The sequence below is a fragment of the Aurantiacibacter xanthus genome, assembly GCF_003584015.1.
Classification (GTDB): Bacteria; Pseudomonadota; Alphaproteobacteria; order Sphingomonadales; family Sphingomonadaceae; genus Alteraurantiacibacter; species Alteraurantiacibacter xanthus.
Map to the genome: position 1 here is coordinate 1 of NZ_QXFM01000055.1, position 24220 is coordinate 24220.

Sequence of the window (24220 nt, forward strand, 5' to 3'; positions counted from 1 at the left end):
TGGCCCGAGAAGTTGAGCCCGACCGCGATCCGCTCGACATCCTGCTCGGCGAAAGTGACCGGGCGCTGGTTGATGCTGATAATCTGGCCAGTCACCAGATCGCGCGTCACGCGGTCGGGGAAAGCGGCTTCAATCGCCGGGGTCAGCGTCGGGAAACTGCCGCTGACGTTCTCCGAATGGTTGCGGATATAGTCGATGGTGAGGTTCGAGCGGTCGAACACCGGAACTTCCCATTGCAGGCCGACCTTCCAGTCGCTCTGGGTCTGCTTCGCGAGGTTCGGGTTGCCGCCCGAGATGGTCTCGATGAGCACCGTCTCTTCGCGCGCAAGGTCATAGAAGGGCACGTTGGGCGTGCGGATCTCGGGGCTACCGAGTTCGCTCAACGAAGGCGCATCTTCGCGATTGATGTAGCTGGCGTTGAGCGTCAGCTTGTCGGTCAGCCCCCAGGTTACGCCTGCGGTCCAGTTGGTGAGCGTGCCGAAGTCGGTAAGATCGTCCACCCCGGCGCTGAGGTTGAGGCTGATATCGCCGAGCGCCCCAAGAAAGTCCTCGTCGCGGCTGGTCAGCGGCACGCCGAGGTTGACGCCCGCCTGCAAGCGCCCGCGATTGAGGTCGGTCGTCACACCGGGGTTGCGCGTGTCCTCGCTGTCGATGCCGTTCCAGCGATAGCCGGTGGTGAGCGTGACCGAGAGATCGCCCGCCGGCAGGTAGAGCGGCAGGCTGCGGGCGGTCAGCAGCGTGTTGATGGTGTAGGTGTCGGTCAGCGCGGTGTCGCTGCCGGCGGGGTCGAACAGGCCGGTGAGATCGGCATCGAGCGGCAGCGTGCCCGCCTCGGCGGCATCGCGCATCGCCTGAGTGCCCTCGCTACCGATCCGCTGCCCGATCACGCTGCGCGCATGGGCGAAGGTGGCGTCGGCGGTGCCGGTCATCTCCCAGTCGCCCAGCCCGAAATTGAGCGTGGCCGCGCCTGAATATGTGTCGGTGCGCCGATCGACAGTGATCGGATTGCCCTCGTTGAACGCGCGCAGCACGGTGTCGGTGCCATCGGTCAGCGTCACCGTATCGAGACCCTGCAGGCGCAGGCTGTCCTCGCGCTCGAACGTGCCGTTAACGCTGAGCGAGGTGCCTGCGCCAAGGCTCATCGCCCAGTTGAGCGTCGCCTCAAGGCTGGCGCTGTCGGCGACGAGACTGCGGTAGTCGGCCGGATCGGGGTCGGTGGAGAAGGTGGGCTTGCTGCTTTCAGCCTGGAGTACGCCGCGTTCGCCTTCGGTCAGCAGGCTCGAATTGTTCCAGTCGAGATTCAGGTTGAGGCGGCTCGGCCCGTCGATGCGGACATAGGTGCCCTCCAGCTCCTGCGTCGAGAAGCCTCCGTCGAACGGCTGGCCATATTCGACCTCGATTTCGCGGCTGGAGAAGTTGTCCTTGAGGATGAGGTTGACCACGCGCTGATTGGGCGAATAGCCATATTGCTGCGCCACTTCCTCGCTGAACACCTCGATCTTCTCGATCGCTTCGGGCGGAAAGCTGCGCATCTCGCGGAATGAGGCGATGCGTACGCCGCCGACGAGAAACACCGGCCCGCCGCTACCGCGCCCGCGGCTGCTCGACACGTCCGAGCCGAGTGCCTCGATCAGCTCCGACAGCGAGCCAGCGCCATAAGCGGCGATATCGGCAGCATCGAGTTCGAGGATCGGCGGCTGCGGCGCATCGACCTGCCCGATGACCCGCGCACCGCTGACGACGATGGTATCCTCGTCATAGGTCTGATCGTCGGGTTCGGGGCCGGTTTCGGGCTGCCCCCCGGCCTGCGCGGCAGGCGCGCTCTCGGCGGCGAGCGGAAAGACCGGCACTGCGGCAAGCGCCACGGCCAGCGTCAGCCGACTGACTTGATGGGACAACGACAAGCTTACCTCACGCAATTGAAAGTATGTTTCCCGTCCCCCGCGATGGCGTATGTGCTGCGGGGCAACAGGGCACAAGCAATGTGGGGTAATAAAGTGTCGCAATTGTATCGCAGATTGCACGCAGGCTAAGGCTCTGTGCAGGAATGTCGTGGCAATTTGCCGCCCCTCTTCCCTTTTGCCCCTTGGCAGTCTATGGCGCCGCGCACTCGCCTCCCGAGTTACAGAAAGCACCGGACGTTATATGGCCAAAGAAGAACTCCTCGAAATGCGCGGCAAGGTAGTCGAACTGCTGCCTAACGCGATGTTCCGGGTTGAGCTTGAAAACGGTCATGAAGTTCTGGGTCACACCGCCGGGCGTATGCGCAAGAACCGCATCCGCGTGCTGGTGGGCGATGAGGTGCTGTGCGAGCTGACGCCGTACGACCTTACGAAGGCGCGCATCACCTATCGCTTCATGCCCGGTCGCGGCGGCCCGCCCGGCTACACCGGCTAAGGCGCGCGGCATGGCCGCAACACCTTCCGCTTCCACGCCCGCACGGCGCCTGATCCTCGCTTCGGCGAGCCCGCGGCGGCGCGATCTGCTGGGCCGCCTCGGCCTTGCGCCCGATGCGGTTGCCCCCGCCGAGATCGACGAGACCCCGCACAAGGGCGAGCTGCCCCGCCCCTATGCCGAGCGCATGGCGCGCGAGAAGGCGCGGGCCGCGCACGATGGCAGCGGCTTCGTGCTGGCGGGCGATACGGTGGTTGCCTGCGGACGGCGCATCCTGCCCAAGGCCGAGGACGAGGCGACCGCGCGCAAGTGTCTGGCGCTGATTTCCGGCCGCCGCCACCGCGTGCTCTCCAGCGTGGCGCTGATGGCGCCTGACGGCAGCATGCGCGAACGGCTCAGCGAGACGCAGCTGAAGTTCAAGCATCTCTCCGACGAGGAAATCGAAAGCTACATCGCCAGCGGCGAGTGGGAGGGCAAGGCCGGCGGCTATGCCATTCAGGGCCAGGCTGAGGCGCTGATCGAATGGATCAGGGGCAGCCATTCGGGCGTGATGGGCCTGCCGCTGTACGAAACGCGCGCTCTGCTCAAGGCCGCCGGGTTCGCTCTTGGCTGAGTGGCTGATCGAGCGCGGGATCGGCGAAGACCGCGCGCTGCTGGTCGAGGGCGACCGGGTGCTGGCGGCGAAACTGCAATGGCCGGGTGAGCTGGTGGCGGGCGCTGTGGTGTCCGCCAGGTTGATCGCCCGTCAGGCAGGCGCAAAGCGCGGCACCGCGCTCACCGATAACGGCACCGAGGTGCTGGTCGACCGCCTCCCGCCCAGCGTGACCGAAGGCTCGACCTGCCAGATCCTGATAACCCGCGCCCGCATCGCCGAGCGTGGTCGCCTCAAACGCGCGCAGGGGCGGCTTTATGAGGGACAGGCTGCCAGCCCGTCACCCTTTACCGAGGGACGCGAGGTGCATCGCTTCCCCGCAGGCATGTGGGAAGAGGTCTGGCACAATGCCTCATCGGGCGAAATCGCCTTTCCCGGCGGCGCGCTGCTGTTCAGCGCCACCCCGGCGATGACGCTCGCCGATATCGATGGCGACCTGCCCCCGCGCGAGCTGGCGCTCGCTGCTGTCCCCGCTCTGGCGGAAGCCGTGCCGCTGCTCGATCTGGGCGGCTCGATCGGGATCGACTTTCCAACCCTCGCTGCCAAGGCCGACCGCAAGGCTGTCGACGAGGCTCTCGGACAGGCACTGGAAGGCTGGCCGCACGAACGCACCGCGATCAACGGCTTCGGCTTCGTGCATATCGTGGCACGGCTCGAAGGCCCGTCGCTGCTGCACCGCTTCGCCACCAGCCGCACCGGGCTGGCCGCGCGCTATGCGCTGCGTGTGGGCGAGCGGGTGGACGGTACGGGCGCAATACTCGCACTGCGCGTCCACCCGGCGCTGAAAGCCAAGATAAAGCCCGAATGGCTCAATGAGCTGGCGCGCCGCACCGGCAAGCAAGTCCGGCTGGAAGTGGACCCGGCCCTTGCGCTGGAGGCCCCGCAGGCCCAGCTACTCACATCATGACTGCAAGCACACGTCCCTGCCCGATCTGCAAGAAACCCCGCAGTGCGGAGTTCTCCCCGTTCTGCTCCAGCCGCTGCCGCGACCGCGACCTCGCGCAGTGGTTCGGCGACGGCTATGCCTTGCCCGGCCCGCCTGCCGATCCCGAGGATCTTGCTAAAGAGGGATAATTCACACCGCTCCCCTTGAGGGGAGTGGTGCCCGGGGGCGGAGTCGAACCACCGACACGACGATTTTCAATCGTCTGCTCTACCACTGAGCTACCCAGGCATTGCTCCTGCGTCGGACATCTTCGAAGCGCCCGGCGAGCAAATTGGAAGCGGCCCTATGGCGAAGCTGCGCGAGCTTGGCAAGAGCCTTCCAGCGCTTTTCTTGCGATCATTGCAAATTTTCCCAAAGCCGGAACCTGGGCGGGGTCTCGCCCATTGCCTCTGGCAACCCCTCCAAACGAAGGAAACCTCATGGCCCGCGTTCTCGTGCTCTATTATTCGTCCTATGGTCACACCTCGCAGATGGCTGAGGCGGTCGCAGACGGCGTGCGGGAGAGCGGCGCCGAATGCGACATCCGCCGCGTGCCCGAAACCGCCCCTGCCGAGATCGTCGAGAACTTCGGTTTCTCGCATAACGAGAACCATCCACTGATCGAGGGGCCGGATGCGCTCGGCAATTACGATGGCGTTGTGTTCGGTGCTCCCACCCGCTTCGGCCGCCTGCCGAGCCAGATGGCCTCGTTCCTCGACACCTGCGGCGGCGTCTGGGCTTCGGGCGCATTGATCGGCAAGCCGGGTGCGGTGTTCACCTCGTCGAACTCGCAGCACGGCGGACAGGAGACGACGCTGTTCTCGATGATCACCAACCTGCTCCACTTCGGCATGACCATCGTCGGGCTCGACTATGGCTTTGAGGGCCAGAACGGCGTCGACGAGGTCAAGGGCGGCGCACCCTACGGCGCAACCACCATTGCCGGGCCCGATGGCAAGCGCCAGCCGAGCGACACCGAACTGGCCGGAGCCCGCTACCTCGGCAAGCGCGTCGGCACGACGGCGGCCAAGCTCGCAAGCTGATCGCGAACACCGATTGGACATAAAATCGTCGCCAAGTTGCCCGCAAACGGACCACTGGACGTCAAAATGATCCCCTAATTCAGGCACACCAGTTCCTGAATGGGGGTCATTATGTCCAATATCTCAATCGGCTACAGCGACGGCGACGTCGATACCAACGAATCGGGCAACCGCTCGCTCAACGCCATTATCGACGATCGCTATTCGCGTCGGCAGACCATTCTCGGCGGTCTGCAGGCCAGCGCTGTTGCCGTATTCGGCACCGCCCTCCTCTCGGCCTGTGGCGACGACGATGACGCACCCAAGGGCTCGGCCATCACCGTCAATGCAGGGGCCGATGCCGCCACCACCTCGGGCAACTACGTCACCCTCAAGGGCACGGTCACGGGCGGCACCGGCGGCAACAGTTGGTCGCAGGTCAGCGGCGTGCAAGTCGCGCTGATCCAGATCGACCAGAATACGGTCGCCTTCGTCGCCCCGGCGGTCGCTTCGGCCACCCCGCTCACCTTCCGCTTCTCGGCTGAGAACGGCACCAAAAGTGACGAGACGGTCATCACCGTCAGCCCGGCGGCGCTGAACTTCAATGCAGTGGCCAAGAACCTCGACGACGTGGTGACGGTTCCCGCCGGATATTCGGTCAGCGTGCTCACCGCGCTGGGCGACCCGATCATCGCGGGCACCTCGGCCTATGCCAACGACGGCACCGACACCGACTTCGCCTCGCGCATCGGCGACCATGGCGATGCGCTGCACTTCTTCGGCCTCAACGCCGCCGGCGAGCGTGACTACAGCGCCAGCGCGCGCGGCATTCTGGTGCAGAACCACGAGAACATCACCGAGACCTACCTCCACCCCAACGGCCCGACCAACCTTTCGTCCGGCCCACGCCCCGCTGCCGAGGCGATCAAGGAAATCGAGTGCCACGGCCTCAGCTTTGTCGAGGTGAAGGATGATGGAACGGGCAAGTGGTCCTACGTGCAGAACAGCGCGTTCAACCGCCGCGTGACCCCGAACACGGCCACCACCTTCAAGGGCCCGGTTGCCGGGACCGACTACCTCAAGACCAAGTACTCGCCGTCGGGCACCGCCGGGCGCGGGACGATCAACAACTGCGCCAACGGCTATGCCGCCTGGGGCACGATCATGACCTGCGAAGAGAACTGGGCCGGCTACTTCAAGCGTCCCAGCTCGGGCCCGGAGGAGGATACGGCCAACCGCAGCGACCGCGAGCAGACCGCGCTTGCCCGCTACGGTGTGCGCAGCTCCACCGGCAACTATGCCTGGTCGAGCGCCACGCCCACGCAGGACATCTTCACCCGCTGGGACGCCCGCGCCGGCACCGGCGCTGCCACCGACGACTATCGCAACGAGCCCAACCAGTTCGGCTGGGTGGTCGAGATCGACCCGTACAACCCCGGCACCACGCCGCGCAAGCGCACCGCGCTGGGCCGCTTCGGTCACGAAGGCGCATGGGTGGGCAAGCTGACGCCGGGCAAGAAGGTGGCCGTCTACATGGGCGACGATTCGCGCCGTGAGTACCTCTACAAATTCGTCTCGGCGACGAACTGGGATGCCGCCGACGCCAACGCCTCGAACCGCCTCGCGGTGGGCGACAAGTATCTCGACAATGGCACGCTCTATGTCGCGAAGTTCAATGCCGATGGCACCGGCAACTGGCTCCCGCTGGTGTTCGGCCAGGTGCCGAACCGTCCGGCGACCGGCGGCTTCCCCGAATATGTGTTCGAGAGCCAGGCCGACATCCTCGTCAACCCGCGCCTTGCGGCCGACGCGGTGGGCGCGACGCCGATGGACCGCCCCGAATGGACCGCGGTGAACCCGGTCAGCGGCGAGGTCTACCTCACGCTCACCAACAACAACGCCTCGAACCGTCCGCTGAACGGCACCGATGCGGCCAACCCGCGCCACTACAACGACCCGAAGGGCAGCTCGAACCAGTACGGCAACCCCAATGGCCACATCATCCGCCTGCGCGAAGCGGGCGACGATGGCGCGGCCACCGGCTTTGCCTGGGACATCTACCTGTTCGGTGCCGACTCGGCCGATGCCGACGCCAACGTCAACATCTCGGGACTGACGGCCGACAACGACTTCTCCAGCCCCGACGGCCTGTGGTTCTCGCGCGATCAGAATGCGGCGGGTCAGATCAATCCGCTGCTGTGGATCCAGACCGACGACGGCGCGCTGACCGACCGCACCAACTGCATGATGCTGGCCGCGCTGCCGGGCCATGTCGGCGATGGCAGCAATGTCACCATCACCAACAAGGACTCGACCGGCGCGACCGCGCAGCAGACCACGATTGCCGGTGCCGCAGCCACGGCGGCGACGCTCAAGCGCTTCCTGGTGGGGCCGAAGCAGTGCGAGATCACCGGTGTGGACAGCACGCCCGACGGGCGCACGCTGTTCGTGGGCATCCAGCATCCGGGCGAGAACGGCACCTACGATGCACCGGGCAGCAACTGGCCGCAAAGCCAGAGCGGCACCGCCTCGGGCCGTCCGCGCTCGGCGGTGGTTGTCGTCAAGCGGGACAGTGGCGGGATCGTCGGCCTCTGAGGCCTGCGCCACCGCCACATACGAAAACGGCGGGGAGCGATCCCCGCCGTTTTTCTTTCCGGTTTTCAGACGGGCTCAGAAATCCAAATCGAGCGCCACGCCGAGCACGCGGCCCTTGGCCATCGGCGAGAAGGTGCCCTGCGCCGGGTGCGGATCGAACGGGCGATCCACGCCATTGGAATTTGGCCCACCCGAGAACGAGAGCGGGACATCGCCGCCAAACTGCACCTCGTCGAGCAGGTTGCGCCCGAACAGGCTCAGCGTGATCCCGCAGGTGCGGCACCCGAAGGCGAGTGTTGCGTCGACCCGGTTGGCGGCGTCATTGTAGCCGAAGTTGTTGTCCGAATAGGCGAAGCGGTCGCGGTGCTGGAAGGTCGCGAAGGCGCGGACGAACTTGTCGCCCCACAGGTCGGCTTCGTAGGTGAAGCTGCCGCCCCAGGTCCAGCGCGGCGCACGCGGCAGTTCGAGTGCGACGTCAGCGCCGTCAATCGCGCCATCGCCCGAGATGTCGTAAAACACGCGGACATAGTCGGCGTCGATGAACCCGAGGTTCGCGGCCAGATCGAGCCCCGGTGCGGCGCGGACCGTAGCCTCGCCCTCGAAGCCGGTGATGCGCGCATCGGCGGTGTTGTAAACCGACTGCGCCAGACCAGAGGTGGCGCTCGCCACCACGACCTCGCGCTGCATGTTGTCAACCTCGCTGCGGAACACGGCACCCTGCAGGAACACCGCGCGGCCCGGCGATTGCCACTTGGCGCCCAGCTCGAAGGTGTCGACCCGTTCCTCGTCATAGGCAGGCGAGCCGAGCGCGGCAGCGACCTCCTCGAAAGAGGCGGGCTGAGTGATGCGGAAGTTGTAACCGCCCGAACGATAACCGCGCGACCAGCTGGCGTAGACCCGCGCGCCCTCGCTGGCGGCGTAGCTCGCGACCAGCCGGGGCGACCAGTTCTCCCACGCGCGCTTGTCGGCAAAGCCGTTGTTCTCGTCCGGCACCCGCTCGCCGGTGATCGGGCAGGTGCCCGCGATCACCGAACATTCGGGCCGCGCGCGCACGTAAGTCACCTCGGCGTCCTTGACCTCGCGCGACCAGCGCAGGCCCGCGGTAAGCGTGAGCCGCTCGGTCAGATCGAAGCCCAGCTCGCCGAACAGGCCGAGCACGTCGTGCTTCTGCTTGCCCCCGCCGAACTGCGGCGTGGCGAGGTTGCGGATCTCGTCATAGCCGACATCCTGCGTGAACCAGTAACCGCCGGTCGAGAGCCGCCAGCCATCCCTGGCGAGTGAATAGAGCAGCTCGTTCGAGAACTGCTCCTGCGTGGTCAGGGTGTCCGACGAGAAGATCGGATTGGGCGAGCTGTCGATATCGTTGCGGGTGGAGATATCGTAGGATCGCCAGCCGAAGATGTTGGTGAGCTTGCCCTCGCCCAGCTCCAGCTCCGCGCGGACGACCGCAAAGCCGGTCTCGCTGTCGTGAAAGCCGCGCTCGTCGAGCGAAAGGTCGAAGGTGTCGCGCGGGAACAGGCCGTTGTTGTGGCCCGCCGCGCCGTCGCCGGTGACATCGGTATATTCGCCCTTGGCGGTGATCGTGAACGCGGGGCTGAGCCGGGCACGGATCGCGCCGCGCAGCACGGTGGTTTCGGTCTTGCCGAAGTTGCTGCCGTCGAACTGGTTCTTGAAATAGCCCGCATCGTCGCTGTGCAGCGCGGCCAGCCGGATCGCCACGGCATCGCTGATCGGCCCGGAGACCACGCCGCGCGCGCTCCACATGCCCGCGCCGCGCCCCGAATCGACCGGCCCCTCGTAAGCGAGGCGCGCATGGCCTTCCCATTGGTCGGTCGGTTCACCCGTCTCGACCAGCACCGCGCCGCCGGTCACATTGCGGCCGAAGGCCACGCCCTGCGGCCCGCGCAGGATATCGACCCGCGCGATATCGACCGAATCGAAGACCGTGCCAGCATTGACGCCGAGATAGACTCCATCGACGAACAGCCCCACCGCGGGATCGATCGAGGCAATCGAGGAATTGATGCCCAGCCCGCGAATCGCAAAGTTCGCCACGCCCTTGAAGGTGCCGATGGTGTCGAGCGCCACGTTCGGCGCGGCATAGGAAAGCTGGGAAATATCGGCGATGGCGCGGGCCTGAAGCTCGCTCTGGTCGATGGCGGTGACCGCGCCCGGATAGTCGATCAGCGCGGTCGGCTCGCTTTTCACGGTGACGACAATCACATCGTCCTCGTTCGCCCGATCACGCTCCTGCGCCAGCGCGGGTGCGGCAAGCTGCCCGATGGCAAAAACCGTCGCCACGCCGAGCATGTGTGAATATCTCATAACACTCCCCTGATCGTTCGCCGCCCCCTACCCGCATCGGCACCATGCCGCAATTGCCAGAGCGCCACGCCGCGTGTATAGGGTGCCGCCTAGCGCCCCGGCTAATGCGGAGACAGTGAGTCTTCGTTCGCCGGGGCGCTCGCTTTTGTTCGCAGACATTGTTCTCCAATCACGAGGTTTGCCCCATGTCCCGTCGCCGCCAGATCTACGAAGGCAAGGCCAAGATCCTCTATGAAGGCCCCGAACCGGGCACGCTGATCCAGTACTTCAAGGATGACGCCACCGCCTTCAACGCCGCCAAGAAGGGCACGATCAACGGCAAGGGCGTGATCAACAACCGCATCAGCGAGCACGTGTTCACGCGTCTCGCCCACATCGGCATCCCCACCCACTTCATCCGCCGCCTCAACATGCGCGAGCAGCTGGTCCGGCAGGTCGAGATCATTCCGCTTGAGGTGGTGGTGCGCAACGTGGCCGCCGGGTCGATTTCCAAGCGCCTCGGGATCGAGGAAGGCGAGCCGCTGCCGCACACGCTGATCGAGTACTACCTCAAGAGCGACGAGCTGAACGACCCGATGGTCGCCGAAGAGCACATCGCCTGCTTCAACTGGGCCGGCCCCGAGGAAATGCAGGACATCGCCGCGATGGCGATCCGCGTGAACGACTTCATGTGCGGGATGTTCGCCGCCATCGGCATCCGTCTGGTCGACTTCAAGCTCGAATTCGGCCGCATCTTCGACGGCGACTACAGCCGGGTGATCCTCGCCGACGAGATCAGCCCCGACAACTGCCGCCTGTGGGACTTCGAGACGGGCGAGAAGCTCGACAAGGACCGCTTCCGCCGTGACATGGGCGGCGAGCAGGAGGCCTATCAGGAGGTCGCCCGCCGCCTCGGCCTGCTGCAGGACGACGACAACGGCCCCGGCGAAGTGGTCGACATGAACGCGATGCGCTCGCGCATGCGTCCGACGCCGGGCAAGCCGAAGAAGTAAGGGCCCCCGCGCGCGCTGTCATTGCGCAATCATTGCAGGTTCAGCTCATTGCCGCCACAAGGGCGGCAATGACACGTCCTGCCTATCGCGCGCGGCTCTTCGCGACGCTTTCCCCCGCGCTCGCCCTCTCGCTTGCCCTCACCGCCCCGGCGGCGGCACAGGCGCCCGAATATGCGGCCGAGGCCCCGGTGGCCGCTGCCGCCGATCCCTGGCCTTTCGCCGCCAGCGATCTGCCGAAAGACCCTGCCTATCGCACCGGCGTGCTCGCCAACGGGATGCGCTACATCATTCGCCCCAATGCCACCCCGCCGGGGCAAGGGCTGGTGCAGCTGTGGGTCGACTTCGGCTCCGCAGCCGAAACCGACGAACAGCAAGGCTGGGCGCACTATATCGAACACATGGCCTTCAACGGCTCGACCCACTTGCCCGAGGGCGAGATGGTGAAGCTGCTCGAACGCGAAGGGCTGGCCTTCGGGGCCGATACCAATGCCTCCACCGGGTTCGATACCACGCTGTACCGGCTCGACCTGCCGCGCAACGACACTGCACTGCTCGACACCGCGCTGATGCTGATGCGCGAGACTGCCAGCGAGCTGACCTTCGACGAGGAGGCGGTGGCGCGCGAACGCGGGATTATCCTCTCCGAAATCTCGGTGCGCGACACCTATCAGCAGCGCTCGGCCAAGGATTCGCTGGCGTTCAGCTATCCCGGCTCGGCCATGGCGCAGCGCTTTCCTGGCGGCCTGCCCGAAACCGTCAGCGCGGCCACCGGCACCGGACTGAAGGCCCTGTGGGAGCGCTATTACCGGCCCGACAATGTCGCGCTGATCGTCGTTGGCGATTACGATGCCGACACGGTCGAGGCGATGATCCGCGAGCGCTTCAGCAGCTGGCAGGCCGAACCGCCGGTGCCCGCCGCAAGGATGGGCCCGGTAGACGTCAACCTCGCCGGCAAGACCGCCATCTATCTCGACCCCGCGCTCGCCCAGCGCATCACGGTCAGCCGCCACGGCCCCTGGCTCGGCGGGCCCGACACCGAAGAGGCGCGGCGTGTCAGGCTACGGCGCGCCATCGGCTACGACATCATCAACCGGCGGCTTGAACGGATGACCCGGCGCGACGATCCGCCGTTCCGCGCGGCAGGGCTGTCCACCAGCGATGTCGGCAAGGAGGGGCGCACCACCTCGCTCACCGTCTATGCCATCTCGGGCGCGTGGGAGCGCGGGCTGGAGGCGGCGCAGGAGGAGTATCGCCGCGCGCTGACCTTCGGCTTCACCGAAGCTGAAGTGGCCGAGCAGCTCGCCAACTATCGCGCCGCGATCACCGCCAATGCAGCAGGCGCTGCCACCCGCCCCAATTCGACCTTCGTCACCGGCGCGGTCACACTGCTGCGCGACGGACAGGTGCCGACCACGCCCGAGACGGCGCTCGAACGCTTCACCGCCCACGCCCCCGAGATCACCCCCGAGACGGTGCTGGCCGCACTGCGCGAGGAGGTGGTGCCGCTCGACGATCCACTGATCCGCTACGAAGGCGAAGCTGCCCCCGAGGGCGGTGCCGACGCGCTGCGCACGGCATGGACCGAGGGCATGGCGCGCGAAGTCAGTCCGCCCGCCGACGAGGCGCTGAGCGCATTCGCCTATCAGGATTTCGGCACCCCCGGCGTGGTGGTGAAGGATGCGCGCGTACCAGAGCTGGGCATTCGCGAAATCACCTTCGCCAACGGGGTGATGCTCAACCTCAAGCAGACCGCCCTTCAGGCCGACCGCGTGCTCCTGCGGCTCAACCTCGATGGCGGCGACCTGCTCAACACCCGAGAAAACCCGCTGGCAACCGGGCTGGCCTCGTTCCTGCCGCAGGGCGGGCTAGGTGAGCACAGCTATGACGAGCTGCTGTCGATCCTTGCCGGGCGCAACGTGTCATTCGGCTTTGCCTCGAACGAATCGCGCTTCCAGATGGGCGCGGGCACGACGCCCGACGATCTCGAACTGCAACTCGACCTGTTTGCCGCCGCGATCAGCGATCCGGGCTTCCGGTCGGCAGGCGAGGCGCAGTCGCGGCAGAACGTGCGCGCCTTCTTCGCCCGCCGCAGCGCCACCCCCGCCGCCGCGCTCGGTTTCGAACGCGGCCGCATCATCAGCGATGGCGACCCGCGCTTCTCCTTTCAGGACGAAGACGCCTATCTCGGCATGACGTTCGCCGAGCTGCGCGCAAGCATCGCCGACCGGCTCGACCACGGCGCGATCGAACTCACCATCGTCGGCGATATCGACGAAGACCGCGCGATTGCGCTGGTGGCCCGCACGCTGGGCGCCCTGCCTCAGCGCGAGGCTGCGTTCCGGCCCTATACCGAAAACCTCACGCGCACATTCACGCAGGATCGCTCGCCGCGGGTGGTCTATCACGATGGGCCCGCGGATCAGGCCAGCCTGACGATGATCTGGCCGACCACCGACGACAAGGATCACGACACCAACCTCAGGCTCGAACTGTTGCAACGGGTGGCGCGGATCGCGCTCACCGATTCGCTGCGCGAGGAGCTGGGTCAGACCTATTCGCCCTCGGCGAATGCCTCACAGTCGCGCACCTATCCGGGCTACGGCACCTTCGGCTTCTCGGCCTCGCTTAACGCGGAGCATGTCGACGAAGCGCGCGAGGCAATGCTGGATACGCTCGGCAGGCTGCGCGATGGCGGGATCGACGATGACCTGCTGCTGCGCGCCCGCCAGCCGCTGCTGGAGGCCTACGACAACCTGCTCAAGACCAACGCCGGCTGGCTACAGGTCGCCGACGAGGTTCAGTCCGAGCCATGGCGGACCGAGCGGTTCCTCACCGGGCGGGCCAAGATCGCCGCGCTCACCGCGGCGGACCTCACCGCGACGGCGCAGCGCTTCCTCGTGCCCGACGAGCGGCTCGAAATCGCGGTGATGCCGCGTCCCGGCGAGTAGCCACCTCTGCCGTGCGCAGCGCATTTGTCACATCGGCTGTGGTTCACGCCACCTGCCCCCTTGTGCGCAGGCGCGGCAATAGCCATAGGCCGGTCACACCCGGTCCGAAATTCCATTCGCGAGAAAGCCCATGAAAGTCCGCATCCATGTCAGCCTGAAGCCCGGCGTGCTCGATCCGCAGGGTCGCGCTGTGCACCACGCGCTTGATGGGCTCGGCTTTGCCGGCGTCGAGGACGTGCGCATCGGCCGCCTGATCGAGCTGGAAGTGGCCGACACCACCAGCGACGAAGTGCTCGCCGACATGTGCGAGAAGCTGCTCGCCAACACGGTGATCGAGAACTACCGCATCGAGAAGGTTGCCGCCTGATGCGCGCCGCGGTCATCACCTTTCCCGGCTCGAACTGCGACCGCGACATGGCGGTGGCAATCGAGAAGATTTCCGGCACCGCGCCGCTGCGCGTCTGGCACGGCGATGCCGAGTTGCCCGACGGGCTCGACTTCATCGCCCTGCCCGGCGGCTTCTCCTACGGCGACTATCTGCGCTCCGGCGCGATGGCGGCCAACAGCCCGATCATGCGCAGCGTGGTCGCGGCGGCGGAGCGCGGCGTGCCGGTGCTCGGCGTATGCAACGGCTTCCAGGTGTTGACCGAGGCCGGACTGCTGCCGGGCGCGCTGATGCGCAATGCCGGACAGACCTTCGTCTGCCGCACCGTGCCGCTCACGGTCGAGAACGGCCAGAGCCTGTTCACCAGCGGCTATGAGACCGGATCGACGATCCGTATCCCGGTCGCGCACCACGATGGCAACTACTTCGCCGATGCCGAGACGCTCGACCGGATCGAAGGCGAAGGCCGCGTAGCCTTCCGCTATGGCGAGACGGTGAACGGCTCGCAGCGCGACATTGCCGGTGTGCTGAACGAGGCCGGCAACGTGCTCGGCATGATGCCGCACCCCGAACGCGCCATCGAGGATGCCCATGGCAACAGCGACGGCCGCGCCATGTTCGAGAGCATTCTCGCGAGCCTCGCGGTCGCCTGAGGCGACTGACCGCCAGTTACGATCTTCGCTGCCGAAGGGCCGCAAGCGCGGCCGCGCGCCCGCAGGAGAGCCTGTCCTGAGCTTGTCGAAGGATGCCCCGTAACTAGCGAGGGATTCGCAGCCGAGGATGCTCGCCCGAACGAGCTACGCCGCTTCGCGCTTCATCCGCAGCAGTTTGCGGGCGTCTTCGGCGGCCATCGGGCGCCCGAAGTAATAGCCCTGGATCTTGTTGCAGCCGAGATCGCGAATCATCCGTGCCTGCTCCTGATCCTCCACCCCCTCGGCGGTGGTGGTCATGTTGAGGCTGCGCGCCATGGCGACCACGGCGTTGATGATCGCGACGCTTTCCTGGCTCCCCTCGCTCGCGCCGAGCACGAAGCTGCGGTCCACCTTGATGGTCGAGAAACGCAGGGAGCGCAGATAGCCGAGCGAGCTATAGCCGGTGCCGAAATCGTCGAGCGCCACCGTGCAGCCAAGCGCGAGGATTTTCTCCAGCGTCTCGCGCGCGGTGCGCCCGTCGCGCAGGAACACGCTTTCGGTGACTTCCACTTCGAGCCGCTGCGGCGGCAGGCCCGATTCGGCCAGCGCCCGCACCACCTCGTCGGCGAAGTCGGGTTCGAGCAGCTGCTCGCCGGATACGTTGACCGCGATCTTCACCTGTGACGGCCATTTGGCCGCCTCGCGGCAGGCGTTGTGCAGCACCCAGTTACCGATCGGCACGATCAGGCGCGTATCTTCGGCAAGCGGGATGAACTTGGCCGGACTGACCATGCCATGCTCGCAGCTGTTCCAGCGCAGCAGCGCCTCGAAACTAACCACATCCTCGCTGTTCGCGTCGACCACCGGCTGGAAGTTCAGTTGCAATTCGTTGTTGGCAATCGCGCGGCGCAGGCTCCCTTCGAGCACGCGCCGCTCCTCGGCCTCGGCGTGAAGCGAGGGGACATAGCTGAAGTGGACGTTGCCGCCCTCGTCCTTTGCCCGATAAAGCGCCAGGTCAGCATTGCGCATCAGCGTTTCCACCGTCGAGCCATCGCGCGGGCCCACGGCGGAGCCGACGCTGGCGCCGATGAACAGGGTGTGGTGATCGAGGTTGTAAGGCTTCGACAGGCTGGTGATGATCGCCTCGCACAGCCGGGCGACATCGCCGATCTTGCCCGCATCGCGGATCACGACGGCGAATTCGTCACCGCCGAGGCGGCCGCACATCTCGCCCTCGCCCAGCACCGAGGCGAGCCGCTGCGAGACCTTGGCCAACAGGCGGTCGCCCATCTGGTGGCCAAGCGAATCGTTGATCGACTTGAAGCGGTCGAGGTCGATCATGAGGAATGCGCAGCGCGTCTTCCACTGCTCGCAATAGCGCAGCGCGTCGCCCAGAGCCTCGTTCAGCATCAAGCGGTTCGGCAAGCCCGACAGCGTGTCATAGCGCGCGAGGTATGCGATTTTCTCGTCGCGATCGCGCTGGGCGGTCACATCCGAGCCGACCCCGCGGAACCCGCGGAAATTGCCCTTTTCGTCAATGATCGGCGCGCCTGAAAGCTGCCACCAGCGATGGCCGTCAGGCAGCTGCACCTGCACCAGCAGGTCGGAGAAATTCTCGCATCGCTTCAGGTTTTCGGCCAGCTGGCGCAGGCCTTCCTCTTCAGCCGCCTCGCGCGGGCTCTCGCCCGCGATCAGGCGCAGCAGCGGCACGCCTTCGATTGCCGCACGATCCCGGCCAAGCGCATAGGCAAAGCGCGGAGAGGGCGAGCGGACCTTGCGGTTGATGTCGATCTGCCACAGCCAGTCGGCCTCGTTGGCCTCATGCTCGCGCAGCAGCAGCGAGACGACCTCGCTCTTTTCCGCCACCCCCACCTCGGCAATCCGCGCGGCAAGGTGGACCCGACCGGTCGAAACCGCACTGCCAACGGCGATGCAGGCAAAGGAAGCGCAGACCGCCACGAAATACCAGTCACCCGCCACAAGGAACGAAATCGTGCCCGCGATCCCGGTCATGAAAGCAAACAAGGCCGGGCTCGCCGGAGCCGGGTTCAAGGTCGCCGAGGCGCCCGCAACCAGCATGGCCACGATCGCCCACAGCGCGAAATGGTCAACCAACTCGCCCTGCGGCACGAAATCGAGCAGGGCAAAACCCCACAAGGCCGCCAGCGCGCCTATGGCGAGCATGTGACCATAGAACTCGCTGCGCAGCATCGGGCGGCTATCGAGGCTGGCGAACTTGCGATCGATCCGAACGAGGATCAGCATCACCGAGAGCTGCGCCAGGCTCCACAGGAACAGCACCACGCCGTTCACATGGGTGGAAAAGATCGAAATCGCCACCAGCACCGCCCCGGCATTCGCCACGGCGCGGGCAAGCGCCTCCTTGTACAAGGAGGCATACTGGAGGCTCCGCAGGCGCGACCAGTCACCGCCCTTGGTGTCCTTCAGTCCCAGAACCTGCAATGCGCTCAGGCGCAACGGCAGCTTCGGCAGATCGGAATGCCCGTCACTCACCCCTCGCCAATAGCGAGCAATTGGTTAGTGCCCCGTAAAGCGCCTGAGCCAGAAACCGATTATATTGATCTATTCGACTGTTACCGACTTGGCGAGGTTGCGCGGCTGGTCGACATCGGTGCCCTTGGCGCAGGCGACATGATAGGCGAGCAGCTGCACCGGCACCGCATAGACGAGCGGCGCGATCAGCGGGTGGACCTTCGGCATCGGGATTGTGGCGATGCAGCCCTCGCCAGCCTCGGCGATGCCCTCTTCATCCGAAATCAGGATCACCTGCCCGCCGCGCGCCTGCACCTCCTGCATGTTCGAGACCGTCTTCTCGAACAGCGGACCCGAGGGCGCCAACACGATCACCGGCACCTTGTCGTCGATCAGTGCGATCGGGCCGTGCTTCATCTCGCCCGAAGCATAGCCCTCGGCGTGGATATAGCTGATTTCCTTGAGTTTCAGTGCACCTTCGAGCGCCAGCGGGAAGTCCGGCCCGCGCCCGAGATAGAGCACATCGCGCGCCGGGGCGACGAGGTGCGCCATGGCGGCAATCGTCTCGTCATGATCGAGCGCGGCATTGAGCGCGGCAGGCGCTTCGAGCAGATGACGCACGATCTCGGCCTCTTCGCTGGCATCGAGCCGCCCCTTCTTCACCGCGAAATGCGCGGCAAGCGCGGCCAGCACGGCCAGCTGACAGGTAAAGGCCTTGGTCGAGGCGACGCCGATTTCCGGCCCGGCGTGAGTCGGCAGCAGCAGGTCCGCCTCGCGCGCCATCGAGCTGGTCGGCACGTTGACGACGGCGGCGATGACCTGCCCTTCGGCCTTGCAGTGCTTGAGCGCGGCGAGCGTATCGGCGGTCTCGCCGCTCTGCGAAATGAACAGCGCCAGCCCGCCCGCCTCCAGCACCGGCTCGCGGTAACGGAACTCGGAGGCGAAATCGATGTCGACCGGCACGCGGGCGAACTGTTCGAACCAGTATTTCGCCACCATCCCGGCATAGTAGGAGGTGCCGCAGGCGACGATGGTTACGCGGTTCACCGCCGAGATGTCGAAGTCGATCTGCGGCAGCGCGACCTGCTGTTCGACCGGGCGCAGGTAGGAGCGCAGGGTCTGGGCGACCACGGTCGGCTGCTCGAAGATCTCCTTTTGCATGAAGTGGCGATAGTTGCCCTTCTCGATCGCGGCAGCCGTTGCGCCCGAGCGGGTCTGTTCGCGTTCGACCTCGGCGCCGCTGGCGTCGAAGATCTGCGCCCCTTCGCGGGTGACGACCACCCAGTCGCCCTCTTCGAGATAGGTGATGTCCTGCGTCAGCGGGGCCAGCGCCAGCGCGTCCGAGCCGAGATAGGTCTCCCCGTCAGCGTGGCCCACCACCAGCGGCGAGCCGAGCCGCGCACCGATCAGCAGATCGGGATAGTCGCGGAACTGGATCGCCAGCGCGAAGGCTCCGCGCAGACGCGGAAGCACGGCCTGCACCGCCTCCTGCGGGGTCTTGCCCGCCTCGATTTCGCGGCTGATCAGATGGACGACGACCTCGGTGTCGGTTTCACTCTCAAAGGTGCGCCCGGTGCCGCGCAGTTCCTCGCGCAGCTCGCGGAAGTTCTCGATGATCCCGTTGTGCACCAGCGCGACCTGAGGCGTGGCATGGGGGTGGGCGTTGTTTTCAGTCGGCGCGCCGTGGGTGGCCCAGCGGGTATGCGCAATGCCGATAGTGCCCGGCGCGGGATTGCGCTCCAGCTCGGCGACGAGGTTCAGGAGCTTGCCCTGCGCGCGGCGGCGGATCAGCTGGCCATCGTGGTAGGTGCAGACACCCGCGCTGTCATAGCCGCGATATTCCATCCGCCGCAGCCCGTCGACCAGCCGCGGGGCAACCGACTGGTTGCCAACGATGCCAATGATTCCGCACATTCGAGAACTCCAGACTTACTATGATGAGCACCGGAAAGGCCGGCTGGCGGCAAGGCCGTTTCGGCTTTGCCTGCGCCTTGCCCGGCCTATTCGGTATCGTAGGTGAACAGATCGCCTGCTTCGGGCAGATGGGCGCGCGCAGCATTGACATCAACCGGTTTCAGCTCCGTCCCATCGCAGGAGAACCGGGCCGCCACCTTCCCCGAACGAAGCACCACCACGCCGTCGGTTATGGCAGGATCGTTGGTCTCGCCGGGGGTGAAGTTGGTCCGCACGACCTTGCTGTAAACCACATAGCGCACATCGCCCACGGCAAAGCTCATCTGCGCCTCACCGCCGCCCGAATACGGCGCCGAGGCCCATTCGATCTGCTCACCCGGTTTGGTCGGCCAGACCAGCTCGGGCGCAGCGCCCGGACGGCCGAAGCGATACTGCGCGAACTCGCCCTGTGCCCCTTGGGCGAGGCACACCGATGCAATCCTGCCCCCGCGCAGGGTGCAGCTGAACATCTGCGCTTCGTCGGCAGCGCATAGCGTCGTCGCTTGCGCTGCCGTCGTTCCGGCGGTGAGCGGAACGCGGCCATTGTCCGGCGCTTCCTCGTCCGGGGTGGCAGTGGCAGGCGACGGAGCCTCAGAGGCGGTGGCGACCGGACTATCCGCCTCGCTCGAACAGGCGCTCAGCACCATTGCAGTGACACCGCTCACAAGCGCCAAACCGATCGATCTCGCCATCTTACTTGCCCGACACGTCCTTCTTTTTCTTCTTCATCGCGTCGTGGAAGCGGTCGGCCCAGCCCGGCTTCACCAGCTGTTCGGCGCGGACCATGCGCAGTTCGCCATCGGCTACGTCGCGGCTGACCGCGCTGCCCGCCGCAACGATGGCATCCGCGCCAATCGTCACCGGCGCGATCAGCGCCGAGTTCGAGCCGACGAAGGCCCGCGGGCCGATCGTGGTCTTATGCTTGAAATAGCCATCGTAATTGCAGGTGATGGTGCCGGCACCGATATTCGCGCCTTCGCCCACCGTGGCATCGCCGAGATAGGTGAGATGGTTGGCCTTGGCCCCGACCCCGAGCGTGGCGTTCTTGATCTCGACGAAGTTGCCGACCTTGCTGCCCGCTTCGAGCTTCGCGCCAGGGCGCAGCCGGGCATAGGGGCCGACCTCGACGCCCTCGCCCACGCTCGCGCCCTCAAGGTGCGAAAAGGCGCGGATGCGCGCGCCGCTTGCCACCGTCACACCGGGACCGAACACCACGTTCTGCTCCACCACCACGTCGGCGGCGACCTCGGTGTCCCAGCTGAAGAACACCGTTTCGGGCGCGCGCAGCGTTACGCCATCAGCCATCGCCTCCTCGCGCTTCAGCTGCTGCCACTGCGCCTCGGCAGCGGCGAGTTCGGCGCGGCTGTTGATCCCGGCCACCTCGTCGGGCGTGTCGGTGGTGACGACCGCACAGGTGCGCCCATCGGCAATCGCGATATTGACGATATCGGGCAGGTAGAACTCGGCCTGCGCATTATCGTTGCCGACCCGCGCCAGCAGCGCGAACAATTCGTCGGCACGCGCGGCGAGCAGGCCGGAGTTGCACAGGGTACAGGCGCGCTCATCCGCGCTGGCGTCCTTGTATTCGACCATTTTGGAGATCGCGCCCGCCTTATCGGCGATCACCCGGCCATAGCGCAGCGCGTCATCAGGCTGAAATCCGAGCACCACGGCGGCAGGCGCATCCTTCGCCTCCAGCCGCGCGATCATCGCCTGCATGGTGGCGGTGCGCACGAAGGGCACGTCGCCATAGAGCACCAGCACAATACCCTCGAACCCCGCCAGCGCGCCTTGTGCCTGAAGCACCGCATGGCCGGTGCCGAGCTGCGGCTCCTGCACCGCGAAGGCCGAGCGCTCACCCAGCTTCGCTTGCACCTGCTCGCGCGCCTCGCCCACCACAGTCACCAGCCGCTCCGGCCCGAGCGCCTCGACGCTGGCCAGCAGGTGGTCGATCATCGCGCGCCCGGCAATCTCGTGCAGCACCTTGTGGCGCGCGCTTTTCATGCGCGTGCCCTTCCCGGCGGCGAGAACAATGGCGGCGATCGACGTCATGCAGCTTTCTCCTTGAGGCGGCCATGCCACCAAACCATTGCGGTTTCCACCGGCCTTCGCCACATGCCCCCATATGAGCGATTTTCCTTTCGATACGATCCTGTTCGACCTCGACGGCACCCTCGTCGATTCAAACCGCGACCTTGCCCCGGCGGTCAACCACGCACTGGCTTTCGCCGGGTACGAGCCCATCCCCGAGAGCGAGATCCGCAACTTTATCGGCGGCGGCGCGGGGCTGATGCTGCGGCGCGCGCTCGAAGCCAAGGGCGAACAGCCGAGCGACGAACGCGTGGCCGAGCTGAACGATGTGCTGCTCACGCACTACTGGGCCCATATTGCCGACAACACGGTCGCCTTCGACGGAGTGATCGCCGCCCTGGACGACCTCGCCGCAAAGGGCTGCAAGCTGGCGGTCTGCACCAACAAGCTCGAACAGCCTGCCCGACAATTGATCGAGGCGCTTGGTATGACGCGCCACTTTGCCGCGATCTACGGCGGCGATACCTGCGGCCCCGGCCGCGGCAAGCCTGAGCCCGACATGCTGCTGGCGGCGATCAAGGATTGCGGCGGCACGCGCGCGGCGATGGTTGGCGATTCGACCTATGACGTGCGCGCCGCACGCAACGCCGGGGTGCCGGTGGTGACGCTGTCTTTCGGCTATCACGATGTGCCGGTGGGCGACCTCGGCGGCGATGTGCTGATCGACCACTTTGACGATCTTCCAGCGGCGCTCGCCAAACTGGGCTAGAGCCTCGGGCAAGGCCCTTCCCCTTGGGGAAGGGTTGGGATCGAGTTTCCCCGCCAGCATCCAGCACCAAGGTCGAGCCCCCACCCCCAACCCCTCCCCAAGGGGAGGGGTTGGGGGTGGGGGCAATGTCTAAGACGCTAGTCCTCGACCGCCTTTACCAGCCGCCGCTCAAGCGGGGCGAGCACGCCGGCCAGCTCGTGACCGCGCTTCAGCACCTGCCCGTGCTCGCCGAACAGCGCCCACATGCCTTGCCGCTGGCGCAGCGCCGGGCGCTTCTCGATCCGCATCTGCGGCACGTCAGCGGTGCGGCGGAAGGCAGCGAAGCTGGCGCAGTCTTTCGAGAAATCCATCGCATAGTCGCGCCACTCTCCGGCTGCGACCATCCGCCCGTACAGATCGAGAATGCGGGTCAGTTCCAGCCGGTCGAACCCCACCTGCTGCGGCTGGCGACCGCCGGGAAAGGGAACGATAGTGGCCCCGTTACCGCCCGGCTGCATCAACAGTCGGTGCCGCTCTTGCGGGCATCGGGCAGTTGACGCTCAGCGGCCAGCGCCTCGACCAGCTGGCGCAGCTCGGCCACTTCCGCCTCAAGCTGCTTCACCCGCTCGCTCGAACCGGCTTCTCGCGGTTCTTCGCACGGCTCCTGACAAGGGGTGCCATAGGGGATGAACTCGCGCAGCCAGGTTTCCGCCGGCACCAGCGTGGAACGCGCCTTGAGCCCGATCATCGTCGCGCCATCGGGCACATCGTCGGTCACCACTGCGTTGGCGCCCACGCGCGCGCGTTCGCCCACGGTGATCGGCCCGATGACCTGCGCGCCCGCGCCGATGATGACATTGTCGCACAGCGTCGGGTGGCGCTTGCCGCCCTTGCCGTTGGTGGGGTTGGTGCCGCCCAGCGTCACGCACTGGTAAATCGTGACATTGTTGCCGATCACCGCCGTCTCGCCGATCACGGTGAAGCCGTGGTCGATGAAGAAGTGCTTGCCGATCGTGGCGCCGGGATGAATGTCGATCGCGGTCATCCAGCGGGCGGTGTGGTTCACCAGCCGCGCGAGGAAGAACATCTGCGCCTCGAACAGCCAGTGCGCCACGCGGTGCATCGCCAGCGCCCAGAAGCCCGGATAGAGCAGGATTTCCCAGCGCGAGCGCGGTGCCGGATCGCGCGCCCGGACCGAGTCCAGATAGGAAATCAGACGGTCAAACATAGCTGGCCCAGTTTCTCACCAAAACCCGCAAGGGGCAAGATCATAGCATCCGCGGCTCTTGCGGACCGGTCACTTCCTCCAGCGCGGCGCGCCAGATGCCGAGCGTAGGTGGGGTCTTTCGTTCGAGAGACAAGCGGTCGATCGCCAGCACCAGCCGCTCAAGCTCAGCCCACGAGCGGCCAGCGCGCGGCACCAGATAGTCTGCCGCGCCCGGCCCCAGCGCCAGCCCGCGCTCCTGCGCCAGCGAATGGATGAGGTCGGCGGCCATGGCGTCGTCGGGCTGGCCGATGGCGAGCTGCAAGGCCGCGCCCAGCCGCGAACGCAGGTCGGGCAAGGTGATTTCCCACGGCGGGGTGCCGCCCACGATCAACAGCGGGGTGCCCGCTTCCTGCGCCCGGTTCCAGCGGTGGAAGATCGCGTCTTCGGGCAGGTCTTGCGCGTCGTCGATGGCCTCGCCCTGCCCGCTGTCGGCAAACCAGCGCGCGAGCAGGCTCTTGCCCGAGCGCGGCGGCCCGGTGAGCACGGCCGTGCGAAACGGCCACGAACCGGGCGCAGACAGCGCCTCGGCCACGCGCGCATTGGCATTGCCGACCACGATAGCGGCAGGCCCGCTGGAGCGGGGGCTGAGCGGAAGGGCGATTTGCTCCATGACCGGGCTGCCTCGCGGCTAGCGCGTGATCGACAGCGCGCCCGTGCCCTCGGTCACCTGCCAGCCGCGTGCCCTGAGCGCCGCGGCAAAGTCCGACAGACTGCCCGCGAAGGTCACGCGCAGCACCGAGGTGCCGCCGATGGCCGTGCTGGTGACCGCCGAAGCGCTGACACCCGGCGTGCCGCGCACCGCGCTGAGCGCCGCATCGAAGGCCCCCGCATTGGGCGTGGCGACCTGCACGCTGTAGC

20 protein-coding genes, 1 tRNA gene and 1 pseudogene are annotated in these 24220 nt (G+C 66.4%); 11 read left to right on the top strand and 11 right to left on the bottom strand.

The window, feature by feature from the left end; all coding sequences use genetic code 11:
* On the bottom strand, positions 1 to 1898 hold a 1898-nt coding region (locus D2V17_RS05265; protein WP_483950101.1), incomplete at its 3' end, for a porin family protein.
* 247 nt (positions 1899 to 2145) lie between these two features.
* Between D2V17_RS05265 and infA the strand changes: the two genes are divergently transcribed.
* From infA to D2V17_RS05285, 4 genes are read left to right on the top strand one after another with little or no spacing between them, the layout of a single operon-like run.
* Complete coding sequence (gene infA / locus D2V17_RS05270) at positions 2146 to 2397, top strand: translation initiation factor IF-1 (protein WP_119592050.1); 252 nt, start codon at positions 2146 to 2148, stop codon at positions 2395 to 2397.
* Between the two features lie 10 nt (positions 2398 to 2407).
* Positions 2408 to 3007, top strand: coding sequence for a Maf family protein (locus D2V17_RS05275; protein ID WP_119592051.1), 600 nt, complete (start codon positions 2408 to 2410; stop codon positions 3005 to 3007).
* Positions 3000 to 3953, top strand: a complete 954-nt coding sequence (locus D2V17_RS05280) for a ribonuclease (protein ID WP_119592052.1) — start codon at positions 3000 to 3002, stop codon at positions 3951 to 3953. Before D2V17_RS05275 ends, D2V17_RS05280 begins: the two co-directional genes overlap by 8 nt.
* Positions 3950 to 4120 carry a DNA gyrase inhibitor YacG gene (locus tag D2V17_RS05285; RefSeq protein ID WP_119592053.1) on the top strand — a complete coding sequence of 57 codons (171 nt, stop codon included), beginning with the start codon at positions 3950 to 3952 and terminating at the stop codon, positions 4118 to 4120. The genes D2V17_RS05280 and D2V17_RS05285 overlap by 4 nt, the downstream gene beginning before the upstream one ends.
* Before the next feature lie 25 nt (positions 4121 to 4145).
* Here D2V17_RS05285 and D2V17_RS05290 read toward each other — a convergent pair.
* Positions 4146 to 4220, bottom strand: a tRNA-Phe gene (locus D2V17_RS05290).
* A 191-nt stretch (positions 4221 to 4411) separates the two neighbouring features.
* Between D2V17_RS05290 and wrbA the strand changes: the two genes are divergently transcribed.
* The gene (gene wrbA, locus D2V17_RS05295) at positions 4412 to 5014 is read left to right on the top strand and encodes an NAD(P)H:quinone oxidoreductase (protein WP_119592054.1); all 603 of its coding nucleotides are present in this window, start codon (positions 4412 to 4414) and stop codon (positions 5012 to 5014) included.
* A gap of 111 nt (positions 5015 to 5125) precedes the next feature.
* Positions 5126 to 7588: a PhoX family protein gene (locus tag D2V17_RS05300; RefSeq protein WP_191229083.1), complete on the top strand. Its 2463-nt coding sequence runs from the start codon at positions 5126 to 5128 to the stop codon at positions 7586 to 7588.
* A gap of 75 nt (positions 7589 to 7663) precedes the next feature.
* Here the strand turns inward: D2V17_RS05300 and D2V17_RS05305 are convergent, their stop codons facing one another.
* Positions 7664 to 9913, bottom strand: a complete 2250-nt coding sequence (locus D2V17_RS05305) for a TonB-dependent receptor (RefSeq protein WP_119592055.1) — start codon at positions 9911 to 9913, stop codon at positions 7664 to 7666.
* Positions 9914 to 10098: 185 nt separating this feature from the next.
* Here D2V17_RS05305 and purC point away from each other — a divergent pair, with 185 nt between their 5' ends.
* The 4 genes from purC to purQ all read left to right on the top strand — a co-directional run bounded on the left by purC (position 10099) and on the right by purQ (position 14891).
* Positions 10099 to 10905: a phosphoribosylaminoimidazolesuccinocarboxamide synthase gene (gene purC, locus D2V17_RS05310; protein ID WP_119592056.1), complete on the top strand. Its 807-nt coding sequence runs from the start codon at positions 10099 to 10101 to the stop codon at positions 10903 to 10905.
* A gap of 68 nt (positions 10906 to 10973) precedes the next feature.
* On the top strand, positions 10974 to 13853 hold the full coding sequence (locus tag D2V17_RS05315) for a M16 family metallopeptidase (protein WP_119592057.1): 2880 nt from the start codon (positions 10974 to 10976) through the stop codon (positions 13851 to 13853).
* 130 nt (positions 13854 to 13983) lie between these two features.
* Entirely contained in the window at positions 13984 to 14220 is a 237-nt protein-coding gene (purS, locus tag D2V17_RS05320) for a phosphoribosylformylglycinamidine synthase subunit PurS (protein ID WP_119592058.1), read from the top strand.
* The gene (gene purQ, locus D2V17_RS05325; RefSeq protein WP_119592059.1) at positions 14220 to 14891 is read left to right on the top strand and encodes a phosphoribosylformylglycinamidine synthase subunit PurQ; all 672 of its coding nucleotides are present in this window, start codon (positions 14220 to 14222) and stop codon (positions 14889 to 14891) included. The genes purS and purQ overlap by 1 nt, the downstream gene beginning before the upstream one ends.
* A gap of 144 nt (positions 14892 to 15035) precedes the next feature.
* Here purQ and D2V17_RS05330 read toward each other — a convergent pair whose 3' ends face one another.
* The 4 genes from D2V17_RS05330 to glmU all read right to left on the bottom strand — a co-directional run bounded on the left by D2V17_RS05330 (position 15036) and on the right by glmU (position 21368).
* Entirely contained in the window at positions 15036 to 17384 is a 2349-nt protein-coding gene (locus D2V17_RS05330; protein ID WP_245978553.1) for a putative bifunctional diguanylate cyclase/phosphodiesterase, read from the bottom strand.
* A gap of 69 nt (positions 17385 to 17453) precedes the next feature.
* On the bottom strand, positions 17454 to 19277 hold the full coding sequence (gene glmS, locus D2V17_RS05335) for a glutamine--fructose-6-phosphate transaminase (isomerizing) (protein WP_119592060.1): 1824 nt from the start codon (positions 19275 to 19277) through the stop codon (positions 17454 to 17456).
* Between the two features lie 86 nt (positions 19278 to 19363).
* On the bottom strand, positions 19364 to 20008 hold the full coding sequence (locus D2V17_RS05340; RefSeq protein WP_119592061.1) for a hypothetical protein: 645 nt from the start codon (positions 20006 to 20008) through the stop codon (positions 19364 to 19366).
* A 1-nt stretch (position 20009) separates the two neighbouring features.
* Positions 20010 to 21368, bottom strand: a complete 1359-nt coding sequence (gene glmU, locus D2V17_RS05345; protein ID WP_119592062.1) for a bifunctional UDP-N-acetylglucosamine diphosphorylase/glucosamine-1-phosphate N-acetyltransferase GlmU — start codon at positions 21366 to 21368, stop codon at positions 20010 to 20012.
* 73 nt (positions 21369 to 21441) lie between these two features.
* Here glmU and gph point away from each other — a divergent pair, with 73 nt between their 5' ends.
* Entirely contained in the window at positions 21442 to 22116 is a 675-nt protein-coding gene (gene gph / locus D2V17_RS05350) for a phosphoglycolate phosphatase (protein WP_119592063.1), read from the top strand.
* 137 nt (positions 22117 to 22253) lie between these two features.
* Here the strand turns inward: gph and D2V17_RS05355 are convergent, their stop codons facing one another.
* The 4 genes and pseudogenes from D2V17_RS05355 to D2V17_RS21230 all read right to left on the bottom strand — a co-directional run.
* Positions 22254 to 22613 carry a DUF2794 domain-containing protein gene (locus tag D2V17_RS05355; RefSeq protein ID WP_119592064.1) on the bottom strand — a complete coding sequence of 120 codons (360 nt, stop codon included), beginning with the start codon at positions 22611 to 22613 and terminating at the stop codon, positions 22254 to 22256.
* Positions 22613 to 23323, bottom strand: coding sequence for a serine O-acetyltransferase EpsC (gene epsC, locus D2V17_RS05360; protein ID WP_119592065.1), 711 nt, complete (start codon positions 23321 to 23323; stop codon positions 22613 to 22615). Before epsC ends, D2V17_RS05355 begins: the two co-directional genes overlap by 1 nt.
* A gap of 40 nt (positions 23324 to 23363) precedes the next feature.
* Complete coding sequence (locus D2V17_RS05365; protein WP_119592066.1) at positions 23364 to 23972, bottom strand: P-loop NTPase family protein; 609 nt, start codon at positions 23970 to 23972, stop codon at positions 23364 to 23366.
* 18 nt (positions 23973 to 23990) lie between these two features.
* Positions 23991 to 24220 (bottom strand): annotated as a pseudogene (locus D2V17_RS21230) (heavy-metal-associated domain-containing protein); the annotation flags it as partial.